Below are 26333 nucleotides of genomic sequence, written 5' to 3'. Positions count from 1 at the left end.
AATATTATTTTGTAAACATTGTTTTTAGTTCATTTAATACATTCGACCCACCAGAAATTGAGATTTCTCCTACTTTATCAGCAATTTTTTCGATGTATTCCATCTCTTTCAATTTCCATAATGTTTCGTTTTCTTCCATTAATTTTGCTGTATTCAACAAGCTTCTTGTTGAAGCAGTTTCCTCACGACGCGTAATCGAATTAGCTTGAGCCGTTTTTTCGGCAATCAAAACACGGTTCATAATTTCTCTTATTTCTCCAGGAAGAATAATGTCTTTCATACCTGCGTCAATCAATTTTAGACCAATTTCTTGGAATTCAGCTTGATATTTTTGAATGATATAATTCGTTACCGAATTTTTATCTGACATCAAATCATCAAAATTCATGTTTCCAATAAATTCTCTCAAACCTAATTGAATCGCTTGATAAATCATTTTTTCGAAATCTTTGTTCGATTGATAAGCGTTTAACAAATCAGTAATTTGATAATTTACCATAAAATTGATTCGTAATTGCGCTTTATCTTTCGTCAAAATTTCTTGTCCCGAAATTTCAATTGTTTGCGGACGCATATCAAAAGATACCATCGAGATTTTAACTTCGTTGTTGTAAAATAGGTATTCACCAGCTTTTAAAACCGAATCAAATTCATTGTCTTTAAATAAAATTCCTTCGAAATATGGCGCAACAGAAATGATACGAATTGCACCAGCTTTTCTCAAAATATCAATTTCTCTTTTTGTTAAATTCTTAATTTCGTCAGTAGAATTCAAGTCAAATTTTATAGCTTTTAATTGAGTCGAATTTTTCCAAATCATCACGTTTTTATTGTAAAAAGAATCATAGATTTGATTGTTTTTGTAAATAATCAACACTTCGTTATGTAATACTTCGATAAAATCTACCATATTTTTTAATGTTTCATTTTCCAAAATCATTGCGTGGAATTTTTCATCAATTATTTCGTTGATGTTTAATTTTTCGATGTTTTTATTAAAGAAAATCCAATAATTTCCTTTTGAGTAAATTTTATCTACTTCGTTATTTTTGATATAGATTCCAATTTCTTGGTTGTTAATTGCTAATTTTTTCATTTTATTATTTTTTATAGGTTTTTACTATTTTTTTTGTCATTCTGAGCCTGTCGAAGAATCTTTATTATGAGATACTGAAACGAGTTCAGGATGACTATTTTTTAATTCTATTCTCGATACAATTTTTCTTTATTTTCATTTCGAAAAATTACTCGAATTGACGAATTATTGTCATTCTGAGTTTATCGAAGAATCTTTTTTTTAAATTTTCTAATAAAAAAGCTAAATCATTTTCCTTTTTTAAAACGGAATTTGAAGTTTGAGCAGCTTCTTTTGATTTCTTACTTTTAACTTTTTTCAAATCATTTTGACTTGATTTTTTATTTTTAAACTTTTGAAATCAATCATCAACTAAAGTTTCAAATTCAGGTTTTGAGCAAGTTTTTGATCTTATTTCAAATTCATTTCAACGAAATAAATTCTTTATTCGAAAAGAAAACTTTTTAGCTTTTTTGTTTCTAATGGTGCCTTTTTCAGGCGATAAATACAGATTAAAAGTCTGTTACTAGAGCCGAATTCTAGTGCGTTAAACCAATACTCATTTATTAAATAAGTGAAGGAGTCGAACCTTCTGCGCGTTTGTTTTAATTATTCAGAATAGAAGTGATGAAGCATTTTCTACTACAATGCTATACTGAAACATTTGTTAAGGAACAATTAAAATCGTTTGGTTGTTAAACCTTTGACAAAGTTGGAGTAGAAGTGTGCGAATGAATTGCGCAATAAAATATTTTTTCGAAATAATTTGTAAATGATGATGAATAGAGGATTTTATATTGAAAATATTTTGAATAAAAGTTGAAGTGAAAATTTCTACGCAAATAGATTGCGTACTTTGATTTGAAATTTGTAGTATTGAAGAAAGAAATCAACCATGGCAACCAATAAAATTGCATTAATACGTTATCAAACGATCGATAAATGTCTTCAAAATCATTTCAGAAAATGGAGATTAGAAGATTTAATAGAAAAAGTTTCGGAAGCTTTGTATGAATACGAAGGAATAACTTCTGGCGTTTCGAAACGTACAATTCAGGGCGACATTCAGGTGATGCGAAGTGATAAATTGGGTTATAATGCGCCAATTGTTGTTCGAGAAAAAAAGTTTTATGAATATAAAGATCATGATTATTCGATCCATAATTCGCCTGTTTCGTCTGCAGATTTAGATAAAATGAAAGAAGTGATTTCGGTGATGAAACAATTGAATGGGTTTAATTATTTTGATGATATGAACGAGATTATTACTCGTCTCGAAAATAATTTATCCAAGCAAACTCATCAACAACCAAATTATATTCAGTTCGAAGAAAATCCATTATTAAAAGGTTTAGAACATTTGAACCGGTTGTATCAAGCAATTGTAAAGAAACAACCTTTGCTGATTTCGTATCAATCTTTTACCTCAAAAAGTAAAGAGCCAAAACAACAAGTTTATTATCCGTATTTGTTGAAAGAATACCGTAATCGCTGGTTTTTATTAGCTAAATCGAGAAAAGATAAAAATTTGTATACGTTGGCTTTGGATAGAATTGTTGAGTTTTATGAATTGGCAAATGAACCTTTTGTCGATGAGCAAGAAATTAATTTTGATACGTATTATAACAATGCGATTGGTGTAACGAAAAGTGTGAAAGAAAGAGAGCAGCGTGTTGTTTTTCGTGTGAATAAAAAATTAGCGCCTTATGTGGTGACAAAACCAATTCATGCGACGCAAAAAGTGTTGGAAGTGACGGACGAAGGAACTTTATTTTCGATAGAAGTTGTACATAATTTTGAGTTGGAACGAGAACTTTTAGGATTTGGAGAAGAAATAGAAATTCTTGCTCCAAGATTAGTGAAAAAAAGAATCAAAACACGATTAGAAAGAGCATTAGAAAAATATAAAAAATAGAATTTCTTTCATACATTTAATTCATTAAAAATTAACTTAAATGATATGGAATAAAAGAATAATGACACTTTTGAGTGTCTTTTTATTAATCTTCTCGACAAGTTCGTTTGCACAGAAAGCGAGTGATTTTGTGAAGAAATATATCTATTTAACTTTTGATGATGGGCCTTTGAATGGAAGTGAAAATATTGATGAGGTTTTCAAAAATGAGAAGTTAAAAGTGACTGTTTTTCTTGTTGGAGAACATGTGGAGAAAAATAAAACAATGACGAATTATTTTAAATATTACGAAGATAATCCGTACATCGAAGAATGTAATCATAGTTGGACGCATGCGAATGATCAATACAAAAAGTTTTATAGTAACGAGCAAACGTCGGTTGAGGATATTTTGAAAAACCAATCGATACTAAAATTACAAGATAAAATTGTTCGTTTACCAGGAAGAAACATGTGGAGATTGGACGGAAAATCGAAGAATGATGGAGCTTCTGGTGTACAAACGGCTGATGGTTTAGCAAAGTTGGGTTATAAAGTTATTGGTTGGGATTTGGAATGGACGCATCATGGAAAAGATGGAACACCGGTGCAATCTGTTCAAACGATTTATAAACAAATTGTTAATCAATTAGAATCGAATAAAACCTTTACAAATAATAATATAGTTGTGTTAATTCATGATGAGATGTTTCAGAATAAATGGGAAGAGTCCGAATTGAAACAATTGGTTGATCTTCTTAAAAAACATGATAACTATATTTTTGAGCAAATAAAATTTTATCCTCAATAAAACTTTTATAAAATACAAAAGCTGTCCAATTTTGGACAGCTTTTTATATGTAATAATCTGTATAAATTAGTCTCCCATCATTCCTCCAACTAAAGAATTGACAATTGCTAAAACAATACCAAATAATAATGCATACCAGAATCCGTCCACATGGAAACTATCTCCCATAATTGCACTTGCTAATAAGATAATGATTGCTGTAATCACAAAAGAAAATAATCCTAATGTTAAGATTGTTACAGGTAAACTAATAAAGTTTAAAACTGGTTTTACAACAGCATTTAAAAGTCCAATAACAAGTGCAACAATAATCGCAGAACCATATCCTTTTACAGATACTCCAGGTAAAATGTTAGCAAGTCCGAAAACAACTAATGCTGATACCAAAAGATTAATAATAAAGCCCATAATTTGTATTTTTTAGATTAATATATCTAAATTAAAATCAAAAGCTTTGCCAAATTGTTAAAAATTTTAATAAAAATAAAAAAAGCTCAGAAATTTCTGAGCTTTAGTATTATTGTATTGAGAAGATATTCTTTTTATAATTGTTCAAAAAGATATTTCATGTTGACTTCTTTGTCGATAATTTGAGCTAACTCATTAATATTAACACGTTTTTGCTCCATTGTATCACGGTAACGTAAAGTAACAGAATTATCGTTTAATGAATCGTGGTCAACAGTGATACAGAAAGGTGTTCCAATCGCATCCATACGACGGTAACGTTTACCGATAGTATCTTTTTCTTCGTACATTACGTTGTAATCTAAACGTAATTTCTTCAAAATTTCTTTCGCTAATTCTGGTAAACCATCTTTCTTTACCAATGGTAAAACAGCAGCTTTAATTGGCGCTAATGCAGCTGGTAAAGATAATACAACACGTTCTGATCCATCTTCTAAAACTTCTTCTTTCAATGAATTTGAGAAAACTGCTAAGAACATACGATCCAAACCTACAGAAGTTTCTACAACATAAGGTGTGTATGATTCGTTTGTTTCGTTATCGAAATATTGAATTTTTTTACCTGAATGTTGTTCGTGTGCTTTCAAATCGAAATCTGTACGTGAGTGAATTCCTTCTAATTCTTTGAATCCGAATGGGAATTTAAACTCAATATCAGCAGCAGCATTTGCATAGTGCGCTAATTTTTCGTGGTCGTGGAAACGATAATTTTCATTTCCTAAACCTAAAGTTTGATGCCAACGTAAACGTGTTTCTTTCCATTTTTCGTACCATTCTAATTCAGTTCCTGGTTTTACGAAAAATTGCATTTCCATTTGTTCAAACTCACGTTGACGAAAAATAAATTGACGTGCAACAATCTCATTACGGAAAGCTTTACCAATCTGAGCAATTCCGAAAGGTAATTTCATACGTCCAGATTTTTGTACGTTCAAGTAATTTAAGAAAATACCTTGAGCCGTTTCTGGGCGTAAATATAAATCCATTGCTTGATCTGCTGTTGCTCCTAATTTTGTTCCGAACATCAAGTTGAATTGACGAACTTCTGTCCAATTTTTAGAACCAGTTACAGGATCAGCAATTTCTAATTCTTCAATCAAAGCTTTTACATCGTCTAAATCTTCGTTTTCCAAAGATTTTCCCATGCGCGCTAAAATTGTATTGATTTGATTTTGATATTCTACAACACGAGGATTTGTCGCAACAAATTGATCTTTATCAAAAGCATCACCGAAACGTTTTGCAGCTTTCGCAACTTCTTTCTCTATTTTACCTTCAATTTTTGCACAATGATCTTCAATTAAAACATCGGCACGGTAACGTTTTTTAGAATCTTTGTTATCAATCAAAGGATCATTAAACGCGTCAACGTGGCCCGAAGCTTTCCAAGTAGTAGGGTGCATAAAAATAGCAGAATCAATGCCGACAATGTTTTCGTGCATTTGTACCATTGCTTTCCACCAATATTGTTTGATGTTATTTTTTAGCTCAGCTCCGTTTTGACCATAATCGTAAACGGCTGATAATCCATCATAAATCTCACTCGATTGAAAAATGAAACCATATTCTTTCGCATGAGAAACTACTTTCTTGAAAATATCTTCTGACATAATTAATTGTGTGTTCTTATTTAAAGTGCAATTTTAGTGATTTTTGATGACTATTGAGGTATATTTTGATAAAATCGTAAGGCTTTAATCGCTTATTCTATTTTTTGAGAAGATTATTAACAAAATGATTGATTTTACTATTCGAGTTATTTCAATTTCAATCAAAAAAAACATACTTTTAAATCATAAAAAAAAGATAACCCTATGAAAAAAATTATTCTTCCTGTTCTATTATTAAGTTTTGTTACAAGTTGTAATTCTAATAATTCATCTAGTTCATCAACAGAAAATAAAATTGAAAGTGAAGTGAAAGATTCGGTTAAAGAATCGGATGTTAATTATAATGTTGCGCTTGATTTTATGAATAATTATGTTGATTATATCATGGATACAATTGGAAAAATAAACGAAGATGAGTATATCAAGCAAAATGAATTATTGACGCAAAGTTTTAAAGATCGATACAAATTTGTGCAAGATTCTGCTTTTAAAGTTGAGCCAGAAGTTGGGTTGGATTTTGATCCGATTGTCGATGGACAAGATTTTCCTGATAAAGGATTTAAAATAAAATCGATTGATAAAGCAACAGGTTTAGTGACTTTGCAAGGGATAGATTGGCAAAATTTTGAAGTTGTTTTGAAAATTGTTAACGAAAACGATAAATCGTTGGTAAATGGTTCTGGGATTATTAATATTCCGACGAACAAACAGGCAAGAAGATAAAGTGATGAAAACTGAAAATTCTATAAGAAACTTTGAAAATGATATAAATTTCAGTTTGTTTTGATTTGAATTTTTTGTTTATTTTTGTCCAACATGAAAATGCAACATTACATAAAGTATGTTTTGTCGGTGGTTTTGATTTTTTCAAATCTTAGCTACGCATTTTCTATGCATTTTTGTCAAGGAGTGGTGGAGCAAGTGAAGTTGAATCATTTGGATAATAATTCGCACGAAATGGGAGTTTCTACTTCGTGTTGTCCTCCAAAAACAGAAAAAAAACATTGCGAATTACCGGAAAACATTAAATCTAAAAAAGATGATTGCTGTAAGGATATTTCATATTCGGATAAGTTTGTAGAAAAGCAAACTGTCAAAATTCAAAAACTTATTCCGATTAGTTTTATAGTTTCTGAAATTCTTCAAATTAGAATTCCGATTCAAGATGAAGAGGTGAGCAATCAATCTAGTTTCCTTGATTTTTATGTTGCGTCAAATGCACCGCCAAATTATATACTCAATTCTCAGTTAACATTTTACGAAGGGTAATACCCGTTTATTTTTTGATTAAATTAATCAGAAAACAATACGCTATTATCTAAATATTAAAGTATTTGATGAAAATCTAATCAACAAGTACACAATAATAAATAGGCATTGAGCCTTAAATCGTAAAAATGAAAAAAATATTCACTTCAGTATTTATACTAAGTGCTGCGTTTTCTTACGCACAATCTACTTTAAAAGGAAAAATTACAGATCAAAATCAACAACCAATCGTTGGAGCAGAAGTGTTTTGGCAATCGTCAGATATTACTGTTATTACAGATGAAAAAGGAAACTTTGAGATCGAAAATTATCAACCAACCTCAATTTTAGGTGTTTTTTATGACAATGAAACAACAACTTTTAAGGAATTAAAAGACGAATTTCAGAATATCACCATCAATGTAAAAGATCATTTTGGGGATACTTCGTTGAATGAAGTTGTGGTTCGTGATACAAGTAGTTCGCTTAAAAAATCGAAGTTTGCAACCAATATGACGACAATGACTGGAAAAGAATTGTTGAAAGCAGCATGTTGTAATTTAGCCGAATCTTTCGAGACAAATCCTTCTATTGATGTCAATTTTTCGGATGCTGTGACAGGAAATAAGCAAATTAAAATGTTAGGTTTAACCTCTCCTTATATTTTGATTGCAGAAGAAAATATACCAAATGTTCGTGGAGCTTCTCAAGCTTTTGGGCTTAGTTTTACGCCAGGAACTTGGGTAGAAAGTATTCAGGTGACGAAAGGTGCTGGAACGGTGATTAATGGTTACGAAAGTATTTCTGGGCAGATTAATACAGAATTAATAAAACCTTCAAATGATATTCCGTTGTTTGTGAATCTTTATGGTTCGACAGATTCTCGTTTTGAAGGAAATGTGCATTTGAACAAAAAACTGAATGATAAATGGAGTACTTCTTTGTTTATGCATGGAAATGCACGCGTTTCGAAGAATGATATGAACGATGATGGATTTTTAGATAATCCGCTTGGACACCAAGTTAATGTAATGAATCGTTGGCAATATCAAAACTTAGAAAAAGGTTGGGTCGGATTTTTATCTGCAAGATATTTGAATGATACAAAACAAGCAGGACAAGTTGATTTTGATAAAGATCGTGATAAATTAACAACAAATTATTGGGGGTCAGAAATCAATACAAATCGTGTGGATGTTTCGTCAAAAATTGGGTATGTTTTTCCAGAAATGCCTTATCAAAGTATGGGATTACAAACGGCGTTTAGCTATCATAAACAAGATTCTTACTTTGGATTGAATCAATATGATATCGAACAACAAAGTTTTTATGCCAATTATATTTTTAGTTCGATTATTAGCAATACAAAAAATAAATTCTCTACAGGAGCTAGTTTTACATACGATAAATTCAAGGAATTTGTAGCGCTTCCAACGGATGCGAATTATGATCGAATTGATAATTCTGCAGGAGCATTTTTCGAATATACGTTTGATAATATGAAGAATTTCAATATGATTGCTGGGCTTCGTGGAGATTATCATAATCGAATGAGCTTTTTCTTGACACCGCGTTTGCATACGCGTTATATGCCAGTAAAAGGAACAACAATAAAAGCGTCGGTTGGTCGCGGAAAAAGAATCAATAATACATTTGCAGAAAATCAGAATTTATTTGCATCTTCAAGACAATTTAATATTCTGGGCGATGGAAATGGAAAAATATATGGTTTAGATCCAGAAATTGCATGGAATTATGGATTTAGCGTAACACAAGAATTTAAATTATTTGGTAAAAATGCAGATGTTACAGCAGATTTTTATCGAACAGATTTTCAAAATCAAATCGTAACTGATATCGATTATTCGGCTCGTCAAGTAAGATTTTATAATTTAGAAGGAGATTCGTATGCAAATTCGTTCCAATTTGATTTTAATTATAATCCATTTACAAATTTCAAAATTAGAGCATCTTATAAATATTACGATATCGCAACAGATTATGAAAAAGGAAAATTAGAACGTCCGTTGCAAGCGAAACATCGTTTCTTTACAAATTTAGAATACGAAACACGCGAAATAAATGGTAAAAATTGGCGTTTTGATGCAACGTATAATTGGATTGGAAAACAGCGTTTACCAAATACATCAGATAATTTACCAGAAAATCAATTGAATGATTATTCGAATCCATTTGGAACAATTAATTTCCAGATTACACGTGTTTTCTCAAAACGTTTTGAAGTGTATGTTGGAGGAGAAAATGTAACGAATTATCAACAACATCGTGTAATTTTAGGAGCAGATAATCCTTTTGGTTCAAATTTCGATAGTTCGATTGTTTATGCGCCAATTTTTGGACAAATGTATTACGCTGGATTAAGATTTAGTTTAAAATAAAAATCATAAAAAATATAAAATAATGAAAAAATTATTAGCCTTTGCTTTGGTTGCGACTTTAGGAATTAGCGCACAAGCACAAAATAAAAATGCAAAACACGATTTACACGTTAAAGGAAATTGTAGGCAATGCAAAGATCGTATAGAAAAAGCAGCTTATGGTGTAAAAGGTGTAAAATCTGCTGAATGGGATAGTAATACGCAAAATTTACATATTATATTGAATGAGAAAAAGAGTAAAGTGGATGATGTAGAAAACGCTGTAGTAGCGGTTGGACACGATACTGATAATAAACGTGCAGAAGAAAAAGTGTACGGAAGTTTACCTTCTTGTTGTTCGTATGATCGTGAAGGTTCAGCTGGGGAAGCTAACACGCATAGTCATTAAAAGATTTTAAAATATAAAAAAATCCATCTCATTTGAGATGGATTTTTTTATATCATTTGATTTTCAATTACTGAAACATATCTTTCACACGTTCAAAGAATGATTTTTCATTTTTCGAAGGTTCTGGTGAGAAATGATCATCGTCTCTCATTTTTTCAAAATACGCTTCTTGATCTTTCGATAAATGAGTTGGTGTCCAAATGTTAACATGCACAAATAAATCACCTTTTCCGTAACCGTTCAAATCTGGTAAACCTTGACCTTTTAAACGTAATACTTTTCCTGATTGAGTTCCTTTGTCAACTTTAATTTTCACTTTTCCGTTAACCGTCGGAATTTCTTTCGAAGCACCTAAAACAGCATCAGGAATAGAAACATACAAATCAAAATGTAAGTTGTTTCCATCACGTTTTAATGTATCGTGTTCTTCTTCTTCAATCAAAACAAGTAAATCACCAGGAATACCATCAAAAGGCGCATCGTTACCTTTTCCACGAACTTGTAATTGAATTCCTTCTCTTGCTCCAGCAGGAATTTTAAGATCGATTGTTTCCTCAACTTTGATTAATCCTTGATTATTTGCTCCCGAAGGAATTTTGTCTGCAACTTTTCCTACTCCTTGACATGTTCCACAAGTTGTAGCAGTTTGCATTTGTCCTAAAAATGTGTTGGTAACACGAACTTGTTGTCCAGAACCGCCACAAGATGGACATGTTTTAGATGTAACGCCATCTGCTTGTTTAAAACGTTTAACTTTTACTTTCTTTTCGCAACCGTTAACCATTTCTTCTAAGTTCAATTTTACGCGAATACGCAAATCAGAACCTTTCATTCGACGTGGACCACGAGATTGACCTCCAAATCCACCACCGAATCCTCCGCCTCCAAAGATATCGCCGAAATGAGAGAAAATATCTTCCATATTCATTCCGCCGCCACCGCCGAATCCTGCGCCAGCAGCTCCGCCCATTCCTGCATGTCCGAATTGGTCGTAACGTGCACGTTTGTTGTCGTCGCTTAAAACTTCGTAAGCTTCTGCAGCTTCTTTAAATTTATCTTCTGCCTCTTTGTCACCAGGATTTTTGTCAGGGTGATATTTGATGGCAAGTTTACGATAGGCTTTCTTGATATGCTCTGATGTTGCAGATCTTTCGACCTGCAATATTTCGTAATAATCTCTTTTTGATGACATTTTCTTAATCTAAATTATAATCCAACAACAACTTTAGCGTAGCGAACTACCACATCATTTAATAAATAACCCGTTTCTACAACGTCTACAATTTTTCCTTTTAAATCCTCTGTTGGAGCAGTAATTTGAGTAATTGCTTCGTGTAAATCAGTATTGAAATCGTCTCCAGCTTTAGTTTCCATTTCTTTCAAACCTTTTGCACGTAACGTTTCTACTAATTTATTATTGATTAATTCAACACCTTGATGTAAGCTGTCGTCTCCAGACTTTTCAATTTGATTTAAAGCGCGTCCAAAATCGTCTAAAACAGGCAATAAAGACGTAATAACTTCTTTATTTGCTGTCTTGAAAATGTCCATGCGTTCGCGCGAAGTACGTTTTTTGAAGTTGTCAAACTCTGCAAATAAGCGTAAATATTGGTCTTTTTCTTTTGCTAATTGTTCCTTAACAATTTCTAATTCTGACTTTCCAGCAGTTTCTTCTTGTGGTTGTTCTACAGTGTTATCACTCTCTTGAACGTTTTCTTGAAGATTCTCGTTCTCTAATTCTTCGTGTATATTTTGGTCAGACATATTCTTATTAGTTTTTTTGTTTCTGATTGAATCAAATAGTTTGCCAATGCCTATTATGTGTCGTTTTGTCAGATTTTAAATAAAAAAGAAGCACTTCTGTCGCGAGAAGTGCTTCGGTAAATGTATAAAGTTTTTTTTGATTTGAGTTTTGAAAGATAACATTAATAGTTTAAAAACTATCTTTTTTATGTTTCTAAGTGTCATTCTGAACTTGTTTCAGAAACACATCTTGTTAGCTTTACTGAGGATGCGAAGTTGAAATGAATTCAACTTGACATCTATAAGGTTAGAGGATTATCTTAAAACTTAAAATTAATCTTTCCATTCAAGAAACGTCCTGTCAAATAATTTGGCATTGTGTAAACTGCACTCGAATTTACGTCGCGAATCCATGAATTACTGATTTCGTTTTTAATATCAAACACATTGAAAACATCTACACCAATCGAAATTTCTTTGAAATTACTCCAGAATGTTCCTTTTGATGGTTTCAATTCTTTTTGATTGATCAATTCTTTCACAAAACCAATGTCAACACGTTTGTAATCTGTCAACGTTGTTTGGTATTGGTAAGGATCTGCAAATTGTGGTGCTCCGTTTGGTAAACCAGAAGCATAAATCAAATTTACATTCACTTTGAAAGATGGTAAAAACTCCATATAATCTTGGAAAAATGCAGATAATTTGAAACGAGGATCTGTTGGTAATGGAATATTTCCTCTGTCATCAATATTTTGATAAGCTCGCGCATACGAAGCCGAGAACCAAGAATCTATACCAGGAACAAACTGCCCAAATAAACGCATATCAAGTCCATACGCATAACCTTTGGAGTTGTTATCTGCCGTATAACGAATTCTCACATTGTCTACATAATACGGATTCAAATCATTTAAGATTTTGTAATAAACCTCAGTTGTTAATTTGAACGGACGATCCATCCATTTGAATTCGTAATCGTTTCCAAATATAAAATGAATTGATTGTTGCGATTTTACTTTGTTATTCAAAGAACCATCTAAACGACGAATTTCGCGATAGAAGGGAGGTTGATAATAAACACCTGTTGAAAAACGGAACAACATATCGCTTTCCCAATCTGGTTTAATCGCGATTTGAGCACGAGGCGAAACAGTTGTTTCTTCGTTGAAATCCCAATAAGCTGCACGTACACCAGCGTTGAACATCACTTTTGCATCATTCCACATGAATTTGCTCGTGTATTGCGCATAACCAGAAATACGATTGGTTTTTAAATTATTTTTTGAATTGACATAATAACTTAAATTCAAACCATTTCCTGGATTTGGATTCATAACATATCCTGTCGAATCGATTGCTTGCCATTCACCTAATAAATCACGAATATCTTCTTGTTGAAATTTTGCACCCCACTCAATATCATTGTTTCCATTGATTTTATATTTTCCTTTGTGTTGAATTCCAGCAACCAACGCATCAAAATTATTTCGTGCATGATCGATTTGCGAACCAACATCATTCGTAGAAGTAGCATGGCCTTTTTCGTCTACTTCGGAAATGAAATAAGAACCTTGAATATCAAAATATTCGCGCTCTTTCGAATGATAAGCAAAAAGGTCTAACCCTAAATCTACTTTAGAATTTGGTTGATATGTAAATGATAAACTTCCTGTTTCTGTCGCAAATTTATCATCCTCTTTTCCGTCATAAAAAACAGTTAGCAACAACGGAGTATCCATTGTGTTGATGTACGTATCACGTTTTACAGGAAACATTTCGTAGCGCGAACGTGACATTGTCCCCAAAAATGCAACATTCCATTTATCATTTAATTTATAATTGATATTGGCTTGTACATCGTAATATTCGGGATTGAAATTGGTATCACCTTTTAAGGTATTCAACACTAAATTTCTGTTTTGATAGCGCGCTCCAACAATTGCCGAAAGTTTTTTGTCTTTAGAACCTCCGCCTAATGTCAAACTTCCGCCCATTAAACTTGCTTCTAATTGTCCTTCAAATTTTGTTGGGCGTTTGTAGGTAACATCTAAAACAGAAGACATTTTGTCGCCGTATTTTGCTTCCCAACCACCAGCAGAAAAGTTGATAAATTGCGTCATCGCAGGATTTACAAAACCTAAACCTTCTTGTTCGCCAGAACGAATCAATTGAGGTTTATAAACTTCGATTCCGTTAACGTAAATTAAATTTTCGTCATAATTTCCTCCGCGAACCATATATTGCGAACTTAATTCTGTATTCGAATTTACGAAAGGCAATGTTTTCAATAAATCGGCAACTCCGCCAGTCAAACTTGGTCCTTGTTGCATTTGCGCAGCACTCAAAACGGTACTTTGCAAAGGTTTATTTTTATTGGATTGAAAAGAAATAGTTGCTTCACCTAATTCGATTGCATTGGTTTGATCAGGAACTAATTGAACAAAAATCTCTTTCTTGTTTTTATCTTTTAGCGTAAAAGTTTGTGCAAACGAATGATAACCATTGTTGTTAAAAGTTACGGTAACGGAAGAATTTGATGGAATATCAATTTTGAAATTACCATTTTGATCTGTAAAATAAGATTGATCGTTGACAATAATCTCAGCTTCACTAATTGGAATTCTATTTTCGTCGACAACTTTACCATTAATTTGCGCAGTTTGAGCAAATAAAATTCCACCCAAAAGAGATAAACTTATGGTACTAAGAAATCTTTTTGAATGTTGTAGAGTATGTTGCTGTGTTGTTTTTTTCATCTTTCACGTTTAATTCTAATTGATGGTTGCCAACCGAAATCTGTTCTTTGTTCAAATTAATTGATAATCGTTTAATTTTTTGATCATATTCGGCTAAAACCCACTTACCATCGATATAAGCTTTATAATCTTTTATCCCAGATTGTGCATCATCAATTGTAAATTTGATAATAGCATTAGCTTGAGTAAATTGACTATCTGATTTGATATTTAACGGAGTAATTGTCGGTTTAGTATTGTCAATTAAAATAGAAAAAACACCAAAATCTTTTGGATTTGCAACAAGCTTTCCATTTTTGAGCTCTGTTGTTAAATAATCTTTTTTCCAAGCACCTCTTTTTTGATATTCGCGTACAATAACAGCTTTGTCCAATTGCGCTGTTGGAATGTCAGTAGTCGGTTCTATTGCTAACGTGTAAGTTTGATGAACTGGTATATAATAATCGCCCACCCAATGTTTACCATTCGAGAATTTATAAGCTAAATCAAAATCTTCATAAAAAATATTTTTAGGGAAAAATATTTCGATTCCATCAGATTTGAAATGATTTTCTTTGTTCCACAACATTGGATTTGTTTCAGTAAGTTTTGCAGAATCTACAAATGCTTTTCCATTAACTGTAAAAGATTGCGAAGATAAATTTCCTGCATAATCAGAAACGTCAATTTTTACTTTGTACGATTTTCCTTCTTTAAGCTCTAAAATTCCATTGTTTTTTAGATTTGAATACATTCTGACAGGATTCCCATCTTTCACAAATCCTTGATACACCCAACTATTATTTTTCTGAATATCGCCATAATCGCAAACTGTATTTATAGCTCGAGCTTCATCAAACGAAAAACGATTAGAAGTAAACGTATAAATCGGTTCATCATTCACATAAATATTAATTTGATGAACTCCATTGTTATTTTCTGCTCCATTGTGTTTGTCATAGGCTTTTACACCAAAACCTATTGCGCCAGAGGCAGAAATTGTACCTCCATTTACCACAACAACACGATTGGTTTTTTGATTCACATCGCCATAAATTGGATAAGCATATAGGCCTAAAATAGATGGTTTTCGAGTATCAGGTAAATCAAAACCGAAGTAAAAAGGATTAATTGGTTCTTCTGTTTTGGTATCACGAATTTCGAAATGTAAATGTGGACCTCCAGAACCTCCAGAATTTCCAGAAAGAGCAATCAAATCGCCCATTTTTACAGGAAGTTCGTTTGGTTTTGGATGCAATTCTATCTTAAACGTTTCGTTTGCATATTGTTGTTTGCGCACATATTCTTGCAATTCGGGCGTAAATTCTCTCAAATGGGCATAAACAGAAGTATATCCGTTTGGGTGATCGATATAAAGTGCATTTCCATAACCTGTTGGCGAAATATTAATGCGAGAAATGTAACCGTCTCCAACCGCTTTTACTTTCAGACCTTCTCGTTGTTGAGTTTTGATATCAAGCCCAGCGTGGAAATGATTGGCACGTAATTCTCCAAAATTACCAGCTAAATAATTGGTAATTTCTAAAGGATTTTGGAAGATGTTTTTTGGATATGTTTCAGATTTTGGTTGTTCTGATCGTTGTCCAAAAACAACAGAACTTAGTAATAAGTTTAGGAAAATTGGCTTAATCACTTTCATTTTTTCTTTTCAATAATTAACAAATCAGTTAAAAGTAAATTAAATCTTTTACAAACCTCCTTAATCTTTTGAATTTCTGAAAATTATTTGGAGATAAATTTTTGTAAAATAAAATTAAATAAATGATTATCAATATTTTGTATTTGTAAAATAATAAACAAGTAAAAGAAAAGGATTTTAGTGAATGATTGAGAAATGATGAAAGTAATTTTAAAATCAAACATAAAAAACATCATCATGAGAAAAATTATTTTAGCACTTTTTATAGTTGCTTCTATCGTAAGTTGTAATGAATACAAAGGTTCAGAAAGTAATGCAGAATTGGCTGCTGATGCAAAGAAGAAGTTGCGGTTTCTAATGCTGCAAATTTAGAAGTAGAAGGGAAGGTTTTTAAATCGAATGCGTTGATCGAAATGAAAGTAAAAGATGCGATGAAAGATGCGGTTCAAATCGAAGAAAATGCGATTTCGTTGAATGGATTTGTTTTGAATAGTGAAATGATTAATCAAATTTTAGATTCGGATATAGTTGAATTATCTGAAGAAAGCGTTAAGAAAATAGACAAAATTCAACGTTCTTATTTGATTGAATTGAAAGTTCCGTCAAATAAATTGCGTGAGCATGTCAAATTTGCAGTGGAGAAAGGAATTATTATCGATCATATTTTGATTAATAATGAAGAAATGACCTTTGAGAAATATGAAAATGAGTTGAAAAATGAAAACAATAAAGCAATGAAAATCTCGAAACAAATCGAAAATAAAGTGAATAAAGCGTTGATAAATGATGCTACTTCTTATGCGACTATTGCGTATCAATTATCAGAAGAACCACGAGTTGTAACGAATATTTTACCACAAACTGATTTGAAAGCTTATAGAGAAATCAACTTAGGATATGAGTTAAAACAAAGTTGGAAAGATGGAATGTATTATTTCAAATCAATTTTGATTATTTTCTGTCAATTTCTGCCAACTATTCTTTCGGTATTGTTTTTGTTTTTTAGTATCAAGTATGTTGTGAAAGTAGTGAAGAATAGAGAAACGAAACAAAAAATGTAAGTAAATCTCTATTTGTCAAATGAATAAGAAAAAACTGATAATATTTAGGTTATTGTATTGATTAGAAGTAAAAAAATACTATTTTTGCAATAGAAGCTAGAATAATTGAAATTCTCAGGAGATGGAAAAAATGGTAAAATTTAATGAACTTGAAAACAAAGTTTTAAGTGTTTTAGGCCAACTAGGGAATTATAAAGATATATTGAAGGGCGCTGAAAACTCGATACAAGAATTGGAAAAATTGCAAAATGAAATCAATTCTCTAAAAGAAGAAAATGCCCGATTGAAAAATAAATTGAGAGATTCGCAAGCGAATAACTTAAATTTAAATGAGGAAGTAAAACGATTAAAAGTCGTTAATGCAATGAGCGGAAATCAGGAGTACAAACAAATGATGAAGCAAAGAATGAACAAATTAATAAAAGAAGTCGATACGTGCATCGCTCAAATTAAAACTAATAATTAATAAAAGAATGTCAACTCAACGAATTGAGATAAAAATTGCTTCACGTCATTACCCAATGACGATTAATTCTGACGAGGAAGAAATGTTACTTTCTTGTGCAGAAGAAATAAATGGTATTTTGAAACAATTTGAACAAAAGTACGCTGTTTCTGACAAACAAGACGCGCTTGCAATGGTGACAATTCAGTTAGCTTTACGTGAAGCAAAGCTGAAAAAGCAAGTGAAAGATAACGAAGAAATGACAACAGAGCGCATTTCGAAGTTATTAGAATTGATTGATCAGTCAATCGCAAAATAAGAGAAGTTCTGACAGTTGTGAAACTGTCCACTAAACAATATTCCTACATTAGTTCTAGCTATTTTGGTTAACTCAACACTAGTTTTGTTACCGAGTGAACACCGTTCGGAAAGCGGGCCGCAACCTTTTAGGTTCATTTATTTGACAGCGGATACTTGACTGACGGACTAACTCAAATCCTGTTTACAGGAGTTAACTCAAAACATACTTTACTAATGTAGGTTTTTTTATATATAAACATTACATAATCTATGGACCCAATTATGACAATAATTATTGCAATTGTTACATTAATCATAGGTGCAGCGGTGGGATATTTCTTATCAAAAAAATCAGTTGATAAACAGAATCAAGAACTGATTGACGAAGCAACTCGCAAAGCACAAAATTTGATTAATGATGCTGAGAAAGATGGTGAAGCCATTAAAAAAGAGAAAATTTTTCAAGCCAAAGAAAAATTTTTAGAATTAAAATCTAAACACGAAGAAGTTGTTAATCAACGTGAAAGAAAAGTAGCTGATGCTGAGCTTAAAGTAAAAGAACGTGAAGAGAGAATCAAAACGGACTTAGCAGAAATTCAGAAACAAAAAGATCAGATTAAATCTGAGAAAGGAAATATACAAGCACGTACAGAGAAGCTTAACATTAAGCAAAAAGAAGTGGATACGATGCACAAAAAACAAGTAGAAATCCTTGAGAAAATTTCAAACTATTCTGCTGATGAAGCACGTGCTGAATTGATTGAAGTCTTGAAAGACGAAGCAAGAACGAAAGCACAAGCTCATATCCAAGAAATTATGGAAGAGGCTGAATTGGATGCGAAAAATGAAGCGCGTAAAATTGTGATTTCTTCTATTCAACGAATCGGAACAGAGCAAGCGATAGAGAATGCAGTTTCTGTGTTTAACATTGAATCTGATGAAATCAAAGGACGTATCATTGGTCGTGAAGGACGTAATATTCGTGCAATAGAAGCTGCTACAGGAGTTGAAGTGATTGTTGATGATACGCCAGAAGCGATTATTCTTTCATGTTTTGATCCTGTTCGTCGTGAAATTGCTCGTTTATCTTTGCACCGTTTAGTAACGGATGGGCGTATTCACCCAGCACGTATTGAGGAAGTTGTGGCAAAAACAACAAAACAAATTGAGGATGAAATTATCGAAGTTGGTAAGAAAACAATTTTAGATTTGGGAATTCACGGTTTACACAAAGATTTGGTTCGTATTGTTGGACGAATGAAATATCGTTCTTCTTATGGTCAAAACCTGTTACAACACTCTCGCGAGGTGGCAAATTTGGCAGGAACCTTGGCTGCAGAATTAGGATTAAATCCTAAGTTAGCGAAACGTGCAGGTTTATTACACGATATTGGTAAAGTTCCGGAGCAAGAATCTGAATTGCCTCACGCAATTTTGGGGATGCAATGGGCAGAGAAATATGGAGAACATCCAGACGTAATTAATGCAATTGGAGCTCACCACGATGAAATAGAGATGACTTCTTTAATTTCGCCACTTATACAAGTTGCCGATGCAATTTCTGGTGCTCGTCCAGGGGCTCGTCGTCAAGTTGTGGAATCGTATATGCAACGTCTGAAAGATTTAGAAGCTACGGCTCTTAACTTTGATGGTGTGGAAAAAGCATACGCTATCCAAGCTGGTCGTGAGTTGCGTGTGATTGTAGAAAGTGATAAAGTTGATGACACAAAAGCAGCTGAATTATCGTTCTTAATTTCGGATAAAATTCAAAACGAAATGACTTATCCAGGTCAAGTTCGTGTAACTGTAATTCGTGAAACACGTGCAGTAAATATTGCAAGATAAAATTTAGAATTTAATCATATTCTTTAGGCAAGTCTATAACAAGGCTTGCCTATTTTTTTGTTAAATTATAGAAAATTAATCCAAGTTATAGTTGTTGTTTTGATAAAAATTATTAAATTATAACGAATAAAAATTCAAAAATAATTAATTAATAATCAAATAATTAACAACTTGTTGATAACCTTTTTATTTTTTAAGATTACAAAATTTTTAATTGTAAAATCTTATCTTAATTTTGAAAGAATCGATGAGTAATTGAAACGAAAATGTAACCCTATTGAGGTTCAAATTTCTAAATAAAATAAAAGAACCAACTTCATTTATTTTGATGAAAGAATTCGTTTTTACCAAAGTTTATTAATCTAAAAAGTCCAAAAAACTATGTCTATTTTTGATAAAAGGGTAAATTATAAACCATTTGAATATCCTGAAATTTTAACCTTTACAGAAGCAATCCAAAAAGCATATTGGGTACACGGAGAAGTAGATTTTACTTCAGATATCCAAGACTATCATGCCAATTTAGATGATGCGAAACGCGAAATTCACAAACGTTCTATTTTATCAATTGCGCAAGTAGAGGTAACGGTAAAAGGATTCTGGGGAGATTTGTATCATTATTTTCCAAAGCCAGAATTGAATGGATTAGGTGCTACTTTTGCAGAATGTGAGTTTAGACATAGTGAAGCGTATTCGCGTATTTTGGAGGTAAATGGTTATTTAGATGAGTTTAATGTAGCCTTACAAAATCCAATTTTCAAAAGTTATAATACGTTTGTTGGAGAAATTATGCGTGACGAGAACAAATCAATTGTAGAGAAATTATTGTTCTTTGCATTGGTAATCGAAGATAGTTCGTTATTCTCGAAATTTGCAAATATTTTGGCATTTACACGTTTTGATGGTTTAATGAAAAATACAGCAAACATCATTGCTTGGACATCTACAGATGAGCAAATTCACGCAAATGCTGGGATTTATTTGATTAATAAAATTCGTGAAGAAGGTTTATTACCAGAGGAATTAGATCAAAATTGGGTAGAAACTGCTGTTCGTGGTTATATTGACCAAGAAGAAATGATGTTAGATTGGATTTTCGAGAAAGGAGAATTTGGTTATTACTCAAAAGCAGATTTATTAAACTATATGAAATACCGTATTGATGAAGCAATTGCTAAAATTGGATACAAAAAAATATTTCATATTTCCCAAGAACAGTATAAACCGATGGCTTGGTTTGAGGAAGAAGTTTTTGCGAGTAGTTTAGACGATTTTTTCGCAAAAAGACCAGTAGATTATACTAAACATGACAAAAGTATTTCGGCAGACGATTTATTTTAAACCGCCAAAACTTTTTATCAAAAACACAACTATAAATAAAATTATTTAACAATATCACATCATTATAAATTCTAAAGCTATGGACAATCCAATACCACACGACGACATTCAAAATATATTTTTTGACGGTGAAGCACCAAAATTATGGTGGAAAAACTCTGAATCTGAACAAATTTTGAATAGAGGTTATTTATTGAAAGGGGAAACAGTTGAAGGAGCTATAGATCGTATCACGGCTGCGGCTGCAAAACGTTTATACAAACCAGAATTGCAAGAATCTTTCAAAGAAATGATAGAAAGAGGTTGGATGAGTTTATCATCTCCAATTTGGGCAAATATGGGAACAGAGCGTGGTTTACCAATTTCTTGTTTCAATGTTCATATTCCAGATAGTATTGAAGGAATTACGCATAAATTAGGAGAAGTTATTATGCAAACTAAAATCGGTGGTGGTACTTCTGGTTATTTTGGTGAATTGCGTGAGCGTGGAGCGGCGATTACAGATAACGGAAAGAGTAGTGGTGCTGTTTCGTTTATGGAATTGTTCAATTCTGCGATGAATGTGGTTTCTCAAGGTTCTACACGTCGTGGAGCTTTTGCGGCTTATTTGGATATTGATCATGATGATATCGAAGAATTTTTGAAAATTAAATCGATAGGAAGTTCAATTCAGAATTTATTTTATGGTGTTTGTGTGCCAGATTATTGGATGCAAGAAATGATTGATGGAGATGCGGATAAACGTCAAATTTGGGCGAAAGTTTTAGAATCACGTCAAGAAAAAGGATTACCATATTTATTCTTTACAGATAACGTAAATAAAAATAAACCACAGGTTTACAAAGATTTAGGAATGTCAATTAATGCTTCTAATCTTTGTTCAGAAATTATGTTGCCTTCATCTGCTGATGAATCATTTATTTGTTGTTTATCTTCTATGAACTTAGAGCTATACGATGAATGGAAAGATACTGAGGCAGTACGTTTAGCAATTTTCTTTTTAGATGCAGTTTTACAAGAATTCATCGAAAAAACAGAAGGAAATCATTATTTAGCATCAGCTAATCGTTTTGCAAAACGTCACCGTGCATTAGGTTTAGGTGTATTAGGGTGGCACTCTTACTTACAACGCAACATGATTCCTTTTGAAGGAATGGAAGCGAAATTACGTACAACAGAAATTTTCAAGCATATTCAATCTAAAGCAGATAAAGCTTCGGAAGAATTAGCTCGTATTTATGGTGAACCAGAGGTTTTAAAAGGCTACGGACGTCGTAATACAACAACTTGTGCAATTGCACCAACTACGTCTTCTTCTGCGATTTTAGGACAAACTTCTCCAGGAATTGAGCCGTTTGCTTCAAATTATTACAAAGCAGGTTTATCGAAAGGAAACTTTATGCGTAAGAATAAATATTTGACTAAATTATTACAAGAAAAAGGAATTGATAACGAAGATATTTGGCGCGAAATCATGTTGAATGGTGGCTCTGTGCAACATTTAGAACAATTGACAAAAGAGGAAAAAGATGTGTTCAAAACATTCAAAGAAATTTCTCAATTAGAAATTGTTCAACAAGCAGCGATTCGTCAAAAATATGTAGATCAATCGCAGTCATTAAACCTAAATATTCCACCAGATTTACCTGTGAAAGAAGTTAACCGTTTGATGATCGAAGCTTGGCAATTAGGTGTAAAAACATTGTACTATCAGCGTTCACAATCAGTTTCTAAGGAATTAGTTGCAAACTTAGTTTCTTGTTCTTCTTGTGAAGCTTAATAGGAAATGATATATTTTATTACAAATAGAAAATCCGCTCATTGAGCGGATTTTTAGATTTTATGAATTTTTTAGATTTAGTTATTATTGAACAAAAATTTACTGATTTAAAGTCGTTGAAAAGAACGGCTTTATTAATTAATATTATTGGATGCATTTTAGGTTTGAGTACATTAGTTTTTCAGTTTTTTAATGAAATTTTAATTTATTTATCTTTTGTTTATCCTATTTTTTGCATCATTTTAGTTAGATATTATCGAGGTTTGATCTCAATTGAGCCTGAAATTAGACCAAATCTTCCAACAATTTCTATAGGTTTTATGTTATCTTGTTTTGGATTAATCATTAGAACTGCTATGGATTACAATGTCTTAGATTATAAAAATGTATGGGTTCCTTCGAGTGTTATAGCGTTATTAATCTTAATAATCTATTATTTTAATCAATTTAAAATATTGATTTACAACAAGAAAAATTTTGTTTATAATGTTTTTATCATAATATTAATTGAAGTATTTTCTATTTATTCTGTTATATTCATTAATTGTAAGTATGATCAATCTACTCCTCAAATTTATGAAACTCAGATTTTGAAAAAAATTAAGAAAAATAGTAAAGGAGGTAGTAGTTATTATTTAATAATTGAAGATTGGAACAATACATTTATAGAAAAAGAGATAAAAGTAGATTATAAAAAGTATTACTCAAGTTTTGAAGGAGAAAAGCTTAAAGTAGCAGAAAGACGAGGAAGATTTGATATACCTTGGTCTTATTTTATAGAGTAATTATCATCTAAAAGACTCGTTACAAATTGTAACGAGTTTTTTTGATTGAATAGAAGTATTTTACTTCTTACTATCTTGCGCTCCGAAAACCTGTTGTAACAACGATGTTGTACGCAAAGCTTTATTCCCGCGAATTCCTTCTTCTTTTTCTGCAACCATGTTAAACACACCATTTATTGTTTGTTGTGTTACATAAGCATTCAGGTTTGGATCAATTTGATTTCCAGTTAACGTATTGTATTTTGTAATCAAATTATTCCAAACTTTATCCGCACTAACTTTACCTAAAGACGCTTCCACTTTTGGTTGAAAAGCCTTTGTTAAATCAGATGTTGTTTTTAGTTTTAAATAATTGGTAGCCGAATTATTTCCTCCTAATAAAATATCTTTCGCATCTGTAATTGTCATTGATGTCACAGCGTTTACGAAAATAGGAGCAGCTTCAGAAACAGCATCTTCAGCAGCAGAATTCAATAATTTGATTCCTTTATCCGCCAAACTTCCCATTCCTAAAGAACGCAAAGTTTTTTCTACATTTTGTAATTCTTCTGGCATCAAGATTTTTGCAACTGAATTATTATAAAAACCATTCTTTTGACCCAATGATTTTATTCCGTCCGTTAATCCTAATGACAAAGCTTCTTTCAATCCAGAGGCAACAGTTGCGTTAGATAAACCATTTAACTTTGTTAAGGATTCTGCAGAAATTGTTTTAGATTCTGTTGAACCATTTACAACTTTTATTGAATCAACTTTTACTGTTGAATTATTTTGTGTTGTCGTTTGAGTGTTTACTTTTTCGACTTCTTTTTTTAATGTTCCAAAAATTGATTTCAAATCTTGTGCTTTTGAATTTACTGCAAACGCTGAAATCAATGTTAAACTTAATATGATCTTTTTCATTTAGATTTTTTCTAAAAAATATTTCAGTTGGTTAATTCAATTATCTGACCAAAATTTAAAACTCACTTACAAAATGTAATTTCACTGACGGAAATTTATCTTGCGTCATTTGAATTGTAAAAGCAGAATCTGCTAAAAATACCAATTGATTGAATTTATCTCTTGCTAAATAACGTTGTTTAACACGTTTGAATTCTAAGAATTCTTCTGATTTTTCATCTTCAACTTCTACCCAACACGCTTTGTGAACAGAGAAAGGTTCGTACGTTGCTTTTGCACCATATTCGTGCTCCAAACGATATTGGATAACCTCATATTGCAGTGCACCAACGGTTCCGATAACTTTACGATTATTCATTTCTAATGTAAATAACTGCGCAACACCTTCGTCCATTAATTGATCAATTCCTTTTTCCAATTGTTTTGCTTTCATTGGATCAGCATTGTTGATGTAACGGAAATGTTCTGGGGAGAAAGCTGGAATTCCTTTGAAAGAAAATTTTTCACCTTCTGTCAACGTATCACCAATTCTAAAGTTTCCTGTATCGTGTAAACCAACGATATCACCCGCAAACGATTCATCAACCACTTCTTTTTTATCAGCAAAGAAAGCATTTGGCGCAGCGAATTTCATGTTTTTACCTTGGCGAACGTGGAAATAGTTGGTATTACGTTCAAATTTACCAGAAACGATTTTGATAAAGGCTAAACGGTCGCGGTGTTTCGGATCCATATTCGCATGAATTTTGAACACGAAGCCAGAAAATTTATTTTCATAAGGTTCGACAATTCTCAAATCTGTTTCTTTAGATTGTGGAGTTGGTGCAATATCAACGAAAGCGTCTAACAATTCGCGAACACCAAAATTATTAAGAGCAGAACCGAAAAATACAGGTTGTAAATTTCCGTCCATATATTCTTGCATATCAAATTCTGGATAAACTCCGTCAATTAAATCAATCTCATTACGAAGATTTTCGGCGTAAGTTGTTCCAATTAATGTGTCTAAATCTGGACTTGATAAATCCTCAACTTTCGTTGTTTCAGAAATTTTTTGTTTATTATCTCCAGAAAAAATATTGATGTTTTTCTCCCAAATATTATAAATTCCTTTGAAAGTTGCTCCAATACCAATCGGCCAAGAAAGTGGTGTAACTTGTAAGTCTAGTTTTTGTTCTACTTCGTCCATTAAATCAAACGCATCTTTTCCTTCGCGGTCCATTTTGTTAATGAAAACCAACATCGGAATTTTGCGCATACGACAAACTTCTACCAATTTGATTGTTTGTTCCTCAACCCCTTTTGCAACGTCGATTACCACAATCGCAGAATCTACGGCAGTTAGTGTACGGAAAGTGTCTTCGGCGAAATCCTTGTGACCAGGCGTATCTAAGATATTAATCTTTTTTCCTTTATATTCGAATGCTAAAACTGAAGTAGCAACCGAAATACCACGTTGGCGTTCAATTTCCATAAAATCGGAAGTTGCTCCTTTTTTAATTTTGTTACTTTTTACGGCACCAGCTTCTTGAATTGCGCCTCCAAAAAGTAATAACTTCTCTGTTAAAGTTGTTTTACCAGCATCGGGATGGGCGATAATTCCAAAGGTTTTTCTTTTATTTATTTCTTGTTCTAAAGACATCTTAATCAAATTTTCAGGTTGCAAAGATAGTTTATCTCACGAAAATTAGAAACATTATGGTTGATAGAATATTCTAAAGTAAATTGCGTTATTCTAAAAATAGTTGACGAAAGACGTATGAAAAAGATATTTTACTTTTTATTGTTGATGATTAGTGGGATTGTTTGGGGGCAGCATCTGTAATCTTCCCCTTGTTA

General features: G+C 32.1%; 23 protein-coding genes. 14 read left to right on the top strand and 9 right to left on the bottom strand.

The window, feature by feature from the left end:
• Window positions 1–4: 4 nt before the first annotated feature.
• Complete coding sequence (locus B3M86_RS11730) at window positions 5–1096, bottom strand: slipin family protein (RefSeq protein ID WP_219034698.1); 1092 nt, start codon at window positions 1094–1096, stop codon at window positions 5–7.
• A gap of 874 nt (window positions 1097–1970) precedes the next feature.
• Between B3M86_RS11730 and B3M86_RS11725 the strand changes: the two genes are divergently transcribed.
• Together B3M86_RS11725 and B3M86_RS11720 are read left to right on the top strand one after the other, a co-directional pair.
• On the top strand, window positions 1971–2990 hold the full coding sequence (locus B3M86_RS11725) for a helix-turn-helix transcriptional regulator (protein ID WP_286495816.1): 1020 nt from the start codon (window positions 1971–1973) through the stop codon (window positions 2988–2990).
• A gap of 40 nt (window positions 2991–3030) precedes the next feature.
• Window positions 3031–3780 carry a polysaccharide deacetylase family protein gene (locus tag B3M86_RS11720; protein ID WP_286495817.1) on the top strand — a complete coding sequence of 250 codons (750 nt, stop codon included), beginning with the start codon at window positions 3031–3033 and terminating at the stop codon, window positions 3778–3780.
• 66 nt (window positions 3781–3846) lie between these two features.
• On the opposite strand, the gene B3M86_RS11715 is transcribed toward B3M86_RS11720, so the two are convergent.
• Both B3M86_RS11715 and B3M86_RS11710 read right to left on the bottom strand, forming a co-directional pair.
• Window positions 3847–4188 carry a phage holin family protein gene (locus B3M86_RS11715; protein WP_135836756.1) on the bottom strand — a complete coding sequence of 114 codons (342 nt, stop codon included), beginning with the start codon at window positions 4186–4188 and terminating at the stop codon, window positions 3847–3849.
• Window positions 4189–4322: 134 nt separating this feature from the next.
• A complete protein-coding gene (locus tag B3M86_RS11710) occupies window positions 4323–5858 on the bottom strand; it encodes a glycine--tRNA ligase (protein WP_291076287.1) in 1536 nt (511 codons plus the stop codon).
• Between the two features lie 204 nt (window positions 5859–6062).
• Here B3M86_RS11710 and B3M86_RS11705 point away from each other — a divergent pair, with 204 nt between their 5' ends.
• From B3M86_RS11705 to B3M86_RS11690, 4 genes are all read left to right on the top strand, one after another.
• Window positions 6063–6581 (top strand): hypothetical protein, encoded by a 519-nt coding sequence (locus B3M86_RS11705; protein ID WP_115001264.1) that lies wholly within the window; start codon window positions 6063–6065, stop codon window positions 6579–6581.
• 99 nt (window positions 6582–6680) lie between these two features.
• Window positions 6681–7127, top strand: a complete 447-nt coding sequence (locus B3M86_RS11700) for an HYC_CC_PP family protein (RefSeq protein WP_291076288.1) — start codon at window positions 6681–6683, stop codon at window positions 7125–7127.
• Between the two features lie 128 nt (window positions 7128–7255).
• A complete protein-coding gene (locus B3M86_RS11695) occupies window positions 7256–9505 on the top strand; it encodes a TonB-dependent receptor (protein ID WP_291076290.1) in 2250 nt (749 codons plus the stop codon).
• A 22-nt stretch (window positions 9506–9527) separates the two neighbouring features.
• Window positions 9528–9893 carry a heavy-metal-associated domain-containing protein gene (locus B3M86_RS11690; protein WP_291067357.1) on the top strand — a complete coding sequence of 122 codons (366 nt, stop codon included), beginning with the start codon at window positions 9528–9530 and terminating at the stop codon, window positions 9891–9893.
• A gap of 67 nt (window positions 9894–9960) precedes the next feature.
• On the opposite strand, the gene dnaJ is transcribed toward B3M86_RS11690, so the two are convergent.
• From dnaJ to B3M86_RS11670, 4 genes are all read right to left on the bottom strand, one after another.
• Window positions 9961–11085 carry a molecular chaperone DnaJ gene (gene dnaJ, locus B3M86_RS11685; RefSeq protein ID WP_286495821.1) on the bottom strand — a complete coding sequence of 375 codons (1125 nt, stop codon included), beginning with the start codon at window positions 11083–11085 and terminating at the stop codon, window positions 9961–9963.
• Window positions 11086–11099: 14 nt separating this feature from the next.
• Complete coding sequence (locus tag B3M86_RS11680) at window positions 11100–11657, bottom strand: nucleotide exchange factor GrpE (RefSeq protein ID WP_286495822.1); 558 nt, start codon at window positions 11655–11657, stop codon at window positions 11100–11102.
• Window positions 11658–11956: 299 nt separating this feature from the next.
• Window positions 11957–14395 (bottom strand): TonB-dependent receptor, encoded by a 2439-nt coding sequence (locus B3M86_RS11675; protein WP_291076292.1) that lies wholly within the window; start codon window positions 14393–14395, stop codon window positions 11957–11959.
• Window positions 14343–16034 (bottom strand): M23 family metallopeptidase, encoded by a 1692-nt coding sequence (locus B3M86_RS11670; protein ID WP_291076294.1) that lies wholly within the window; start codon window positions 16032–16034, stop codon window positions 14343–14345. Before B3M86_RS11670 ends, B3M86_RS11675 begins: the two co-directional genes overlap by 53 nt.
• 237 nt (window positions 16035–16271) lie before the next feature.
• Between B3M86_RS11670 and B3M86_RS11665 the strand changes: the two genes are divergently transcribed.
• The 8 genes from B3M86_RS11665 to B3M86_RS11630 all read left to right on the top strand — a co-directional run bounded on the left by B3M86_RS11665 (window position 16272) and on the right by B3M86_RS11630 (window position 23591).
• Window positions 16272–16406, top strand: a complete 135-nt coding sequence (locus B3M86_RS11665; RefSeq protein ID WP_286496357.1) for a hypothetical protein — start codon at window positions 16272–16274, stop codon at window positions 16404–16406.
• A 41-nt stretch (window positions 16407–16447) separates the two neighbouring features.
• Window positions 16448–17095: a hypothetical protein gene (locus B3M86_RS11660; protein WP_286496358.1), complete on the top strand. Its 648-nt coding sequence runs from the start codon at window positions 16448–16450 to the stop codon at window positions 17093–17095.
• A gap of 121 nt (window positions 17096–17216) precedes the next feature.
• The gene (locus B3M86_RS11655) at window positions 17217–17561 is read left to right on the top strand and encodes a hypothetical protein (RefSeq protein ID WP_019975371.1); all 345 of its coding nucleotides are present in this window, start codon (window positions 17217–17219) and stop codon (window positions 17559–17561) included.
• 7 nt (window positions 17562–17568) lie between these two features.
• Entirely contained in the window at window positions 17569–17859 is a 291-nt protein-coding gene (locus B3M86_RS11650) for a cell division protein ZapA (protein WP_038335658.1), read from the top strand.
• A gap of 263 nt (window positions 17860–18122) precedes the next feature.
• Window positions 18123–19685 carry a ribonuclease Y gene (gene rny, locus B3M86_RS11645; RefSeq protein ID WP_371875740.1) on the top strand — a complete coding sequence of 521 codons (1563 nt, stop codon included), beginning with the start codon at window positions 18123–18125 and terminating at the stop codon, window positions 19683–19685.
• 381 nt (window positions 19686–20066) lie between these two features.
• Window positions 20067–21026, top strand: coding sequence for a ribonucleotide-diphosphate reductase subunit beta (locus tag B3M86_RS11640; protein WP_038335662.1), 960 nt, complete (start codon window positions 20067–20069; stop codon window positions 21024–21026).
• A 79-nt stretch (window positions 21027–21105) separates the two neighbouring features.
• Window positions 21106–22806: a ribonucleoside-diphosphate reductase subunit alpha gene (locus B3M86_RS11635; protein ID WP_115001235.1), complete on the top strand. Its 1701-nt coding sequence runs from the start codon at window positions 21106–21108 to the stop codon at window positions 22804–22806.
• 62 nt (window positions 22807–22868) lie between these two features.
• The gene (locus B3M86_RS11630; RefSeq protein ID WP_286496359.1) at window positions 22869–23591 is read left to right on the top strand and encodes a hypothetical protein; all 723 of its coding nucleotides are present in this window, start codon (window positions 22869–22871) and stop codon (window positions 23589–23591) included.
• A gap of 60 nt (window positions 23592–23651) precedes the next feature.
• Here B3M86_RS11630 and B3M86_RS11625 read toward each other — a convergent pair whose 3' ends face one another.
• Together B3M86_RS11625 and B3M86_RS11620 are read right to left on the bottom strand one after the other, a co-directional pair.
• On the bottom strand, window positions 23652–24494 hold the full coding sequence (locus B3M86_RS11625) for a DUF4197 domain-containing protein (RefSeq protein ID WP_280037648.1): 843 nt from the start codon (window positions 24492–24494) through the stop codon (window positions 23652–23654).
• Between the two features lie 55 nt (window positions 24495–24549).
• On the bottom strand, window positions 24550–26136 hold the full coding sequence (locus tag B3M86_RS11620) for a peptide chain release factor 3 (RefSeq protein WP_038333563.1): 1587 nt from the start codon (window positions 26134–26136) through the stop codon (window positions 24550–24552).
• Between the last annotated feature and the right edge of the window lie 197 nt (window positions 26137–26333).

It is taken from the genome of Empedobacter sp. UBA6305 (assembly GCF_002440405.1).
Taxonomy (GTDB): domain Bacteria; phylum Bacteroidota; class Bacteroidia; order Flavobacteriales; family Weeksellaceae; genus Empedobacter; species Empedobacter falsenii_B.
This window is presented reverse-complemented; position numbering and strand designations above follow the sequence as displayed.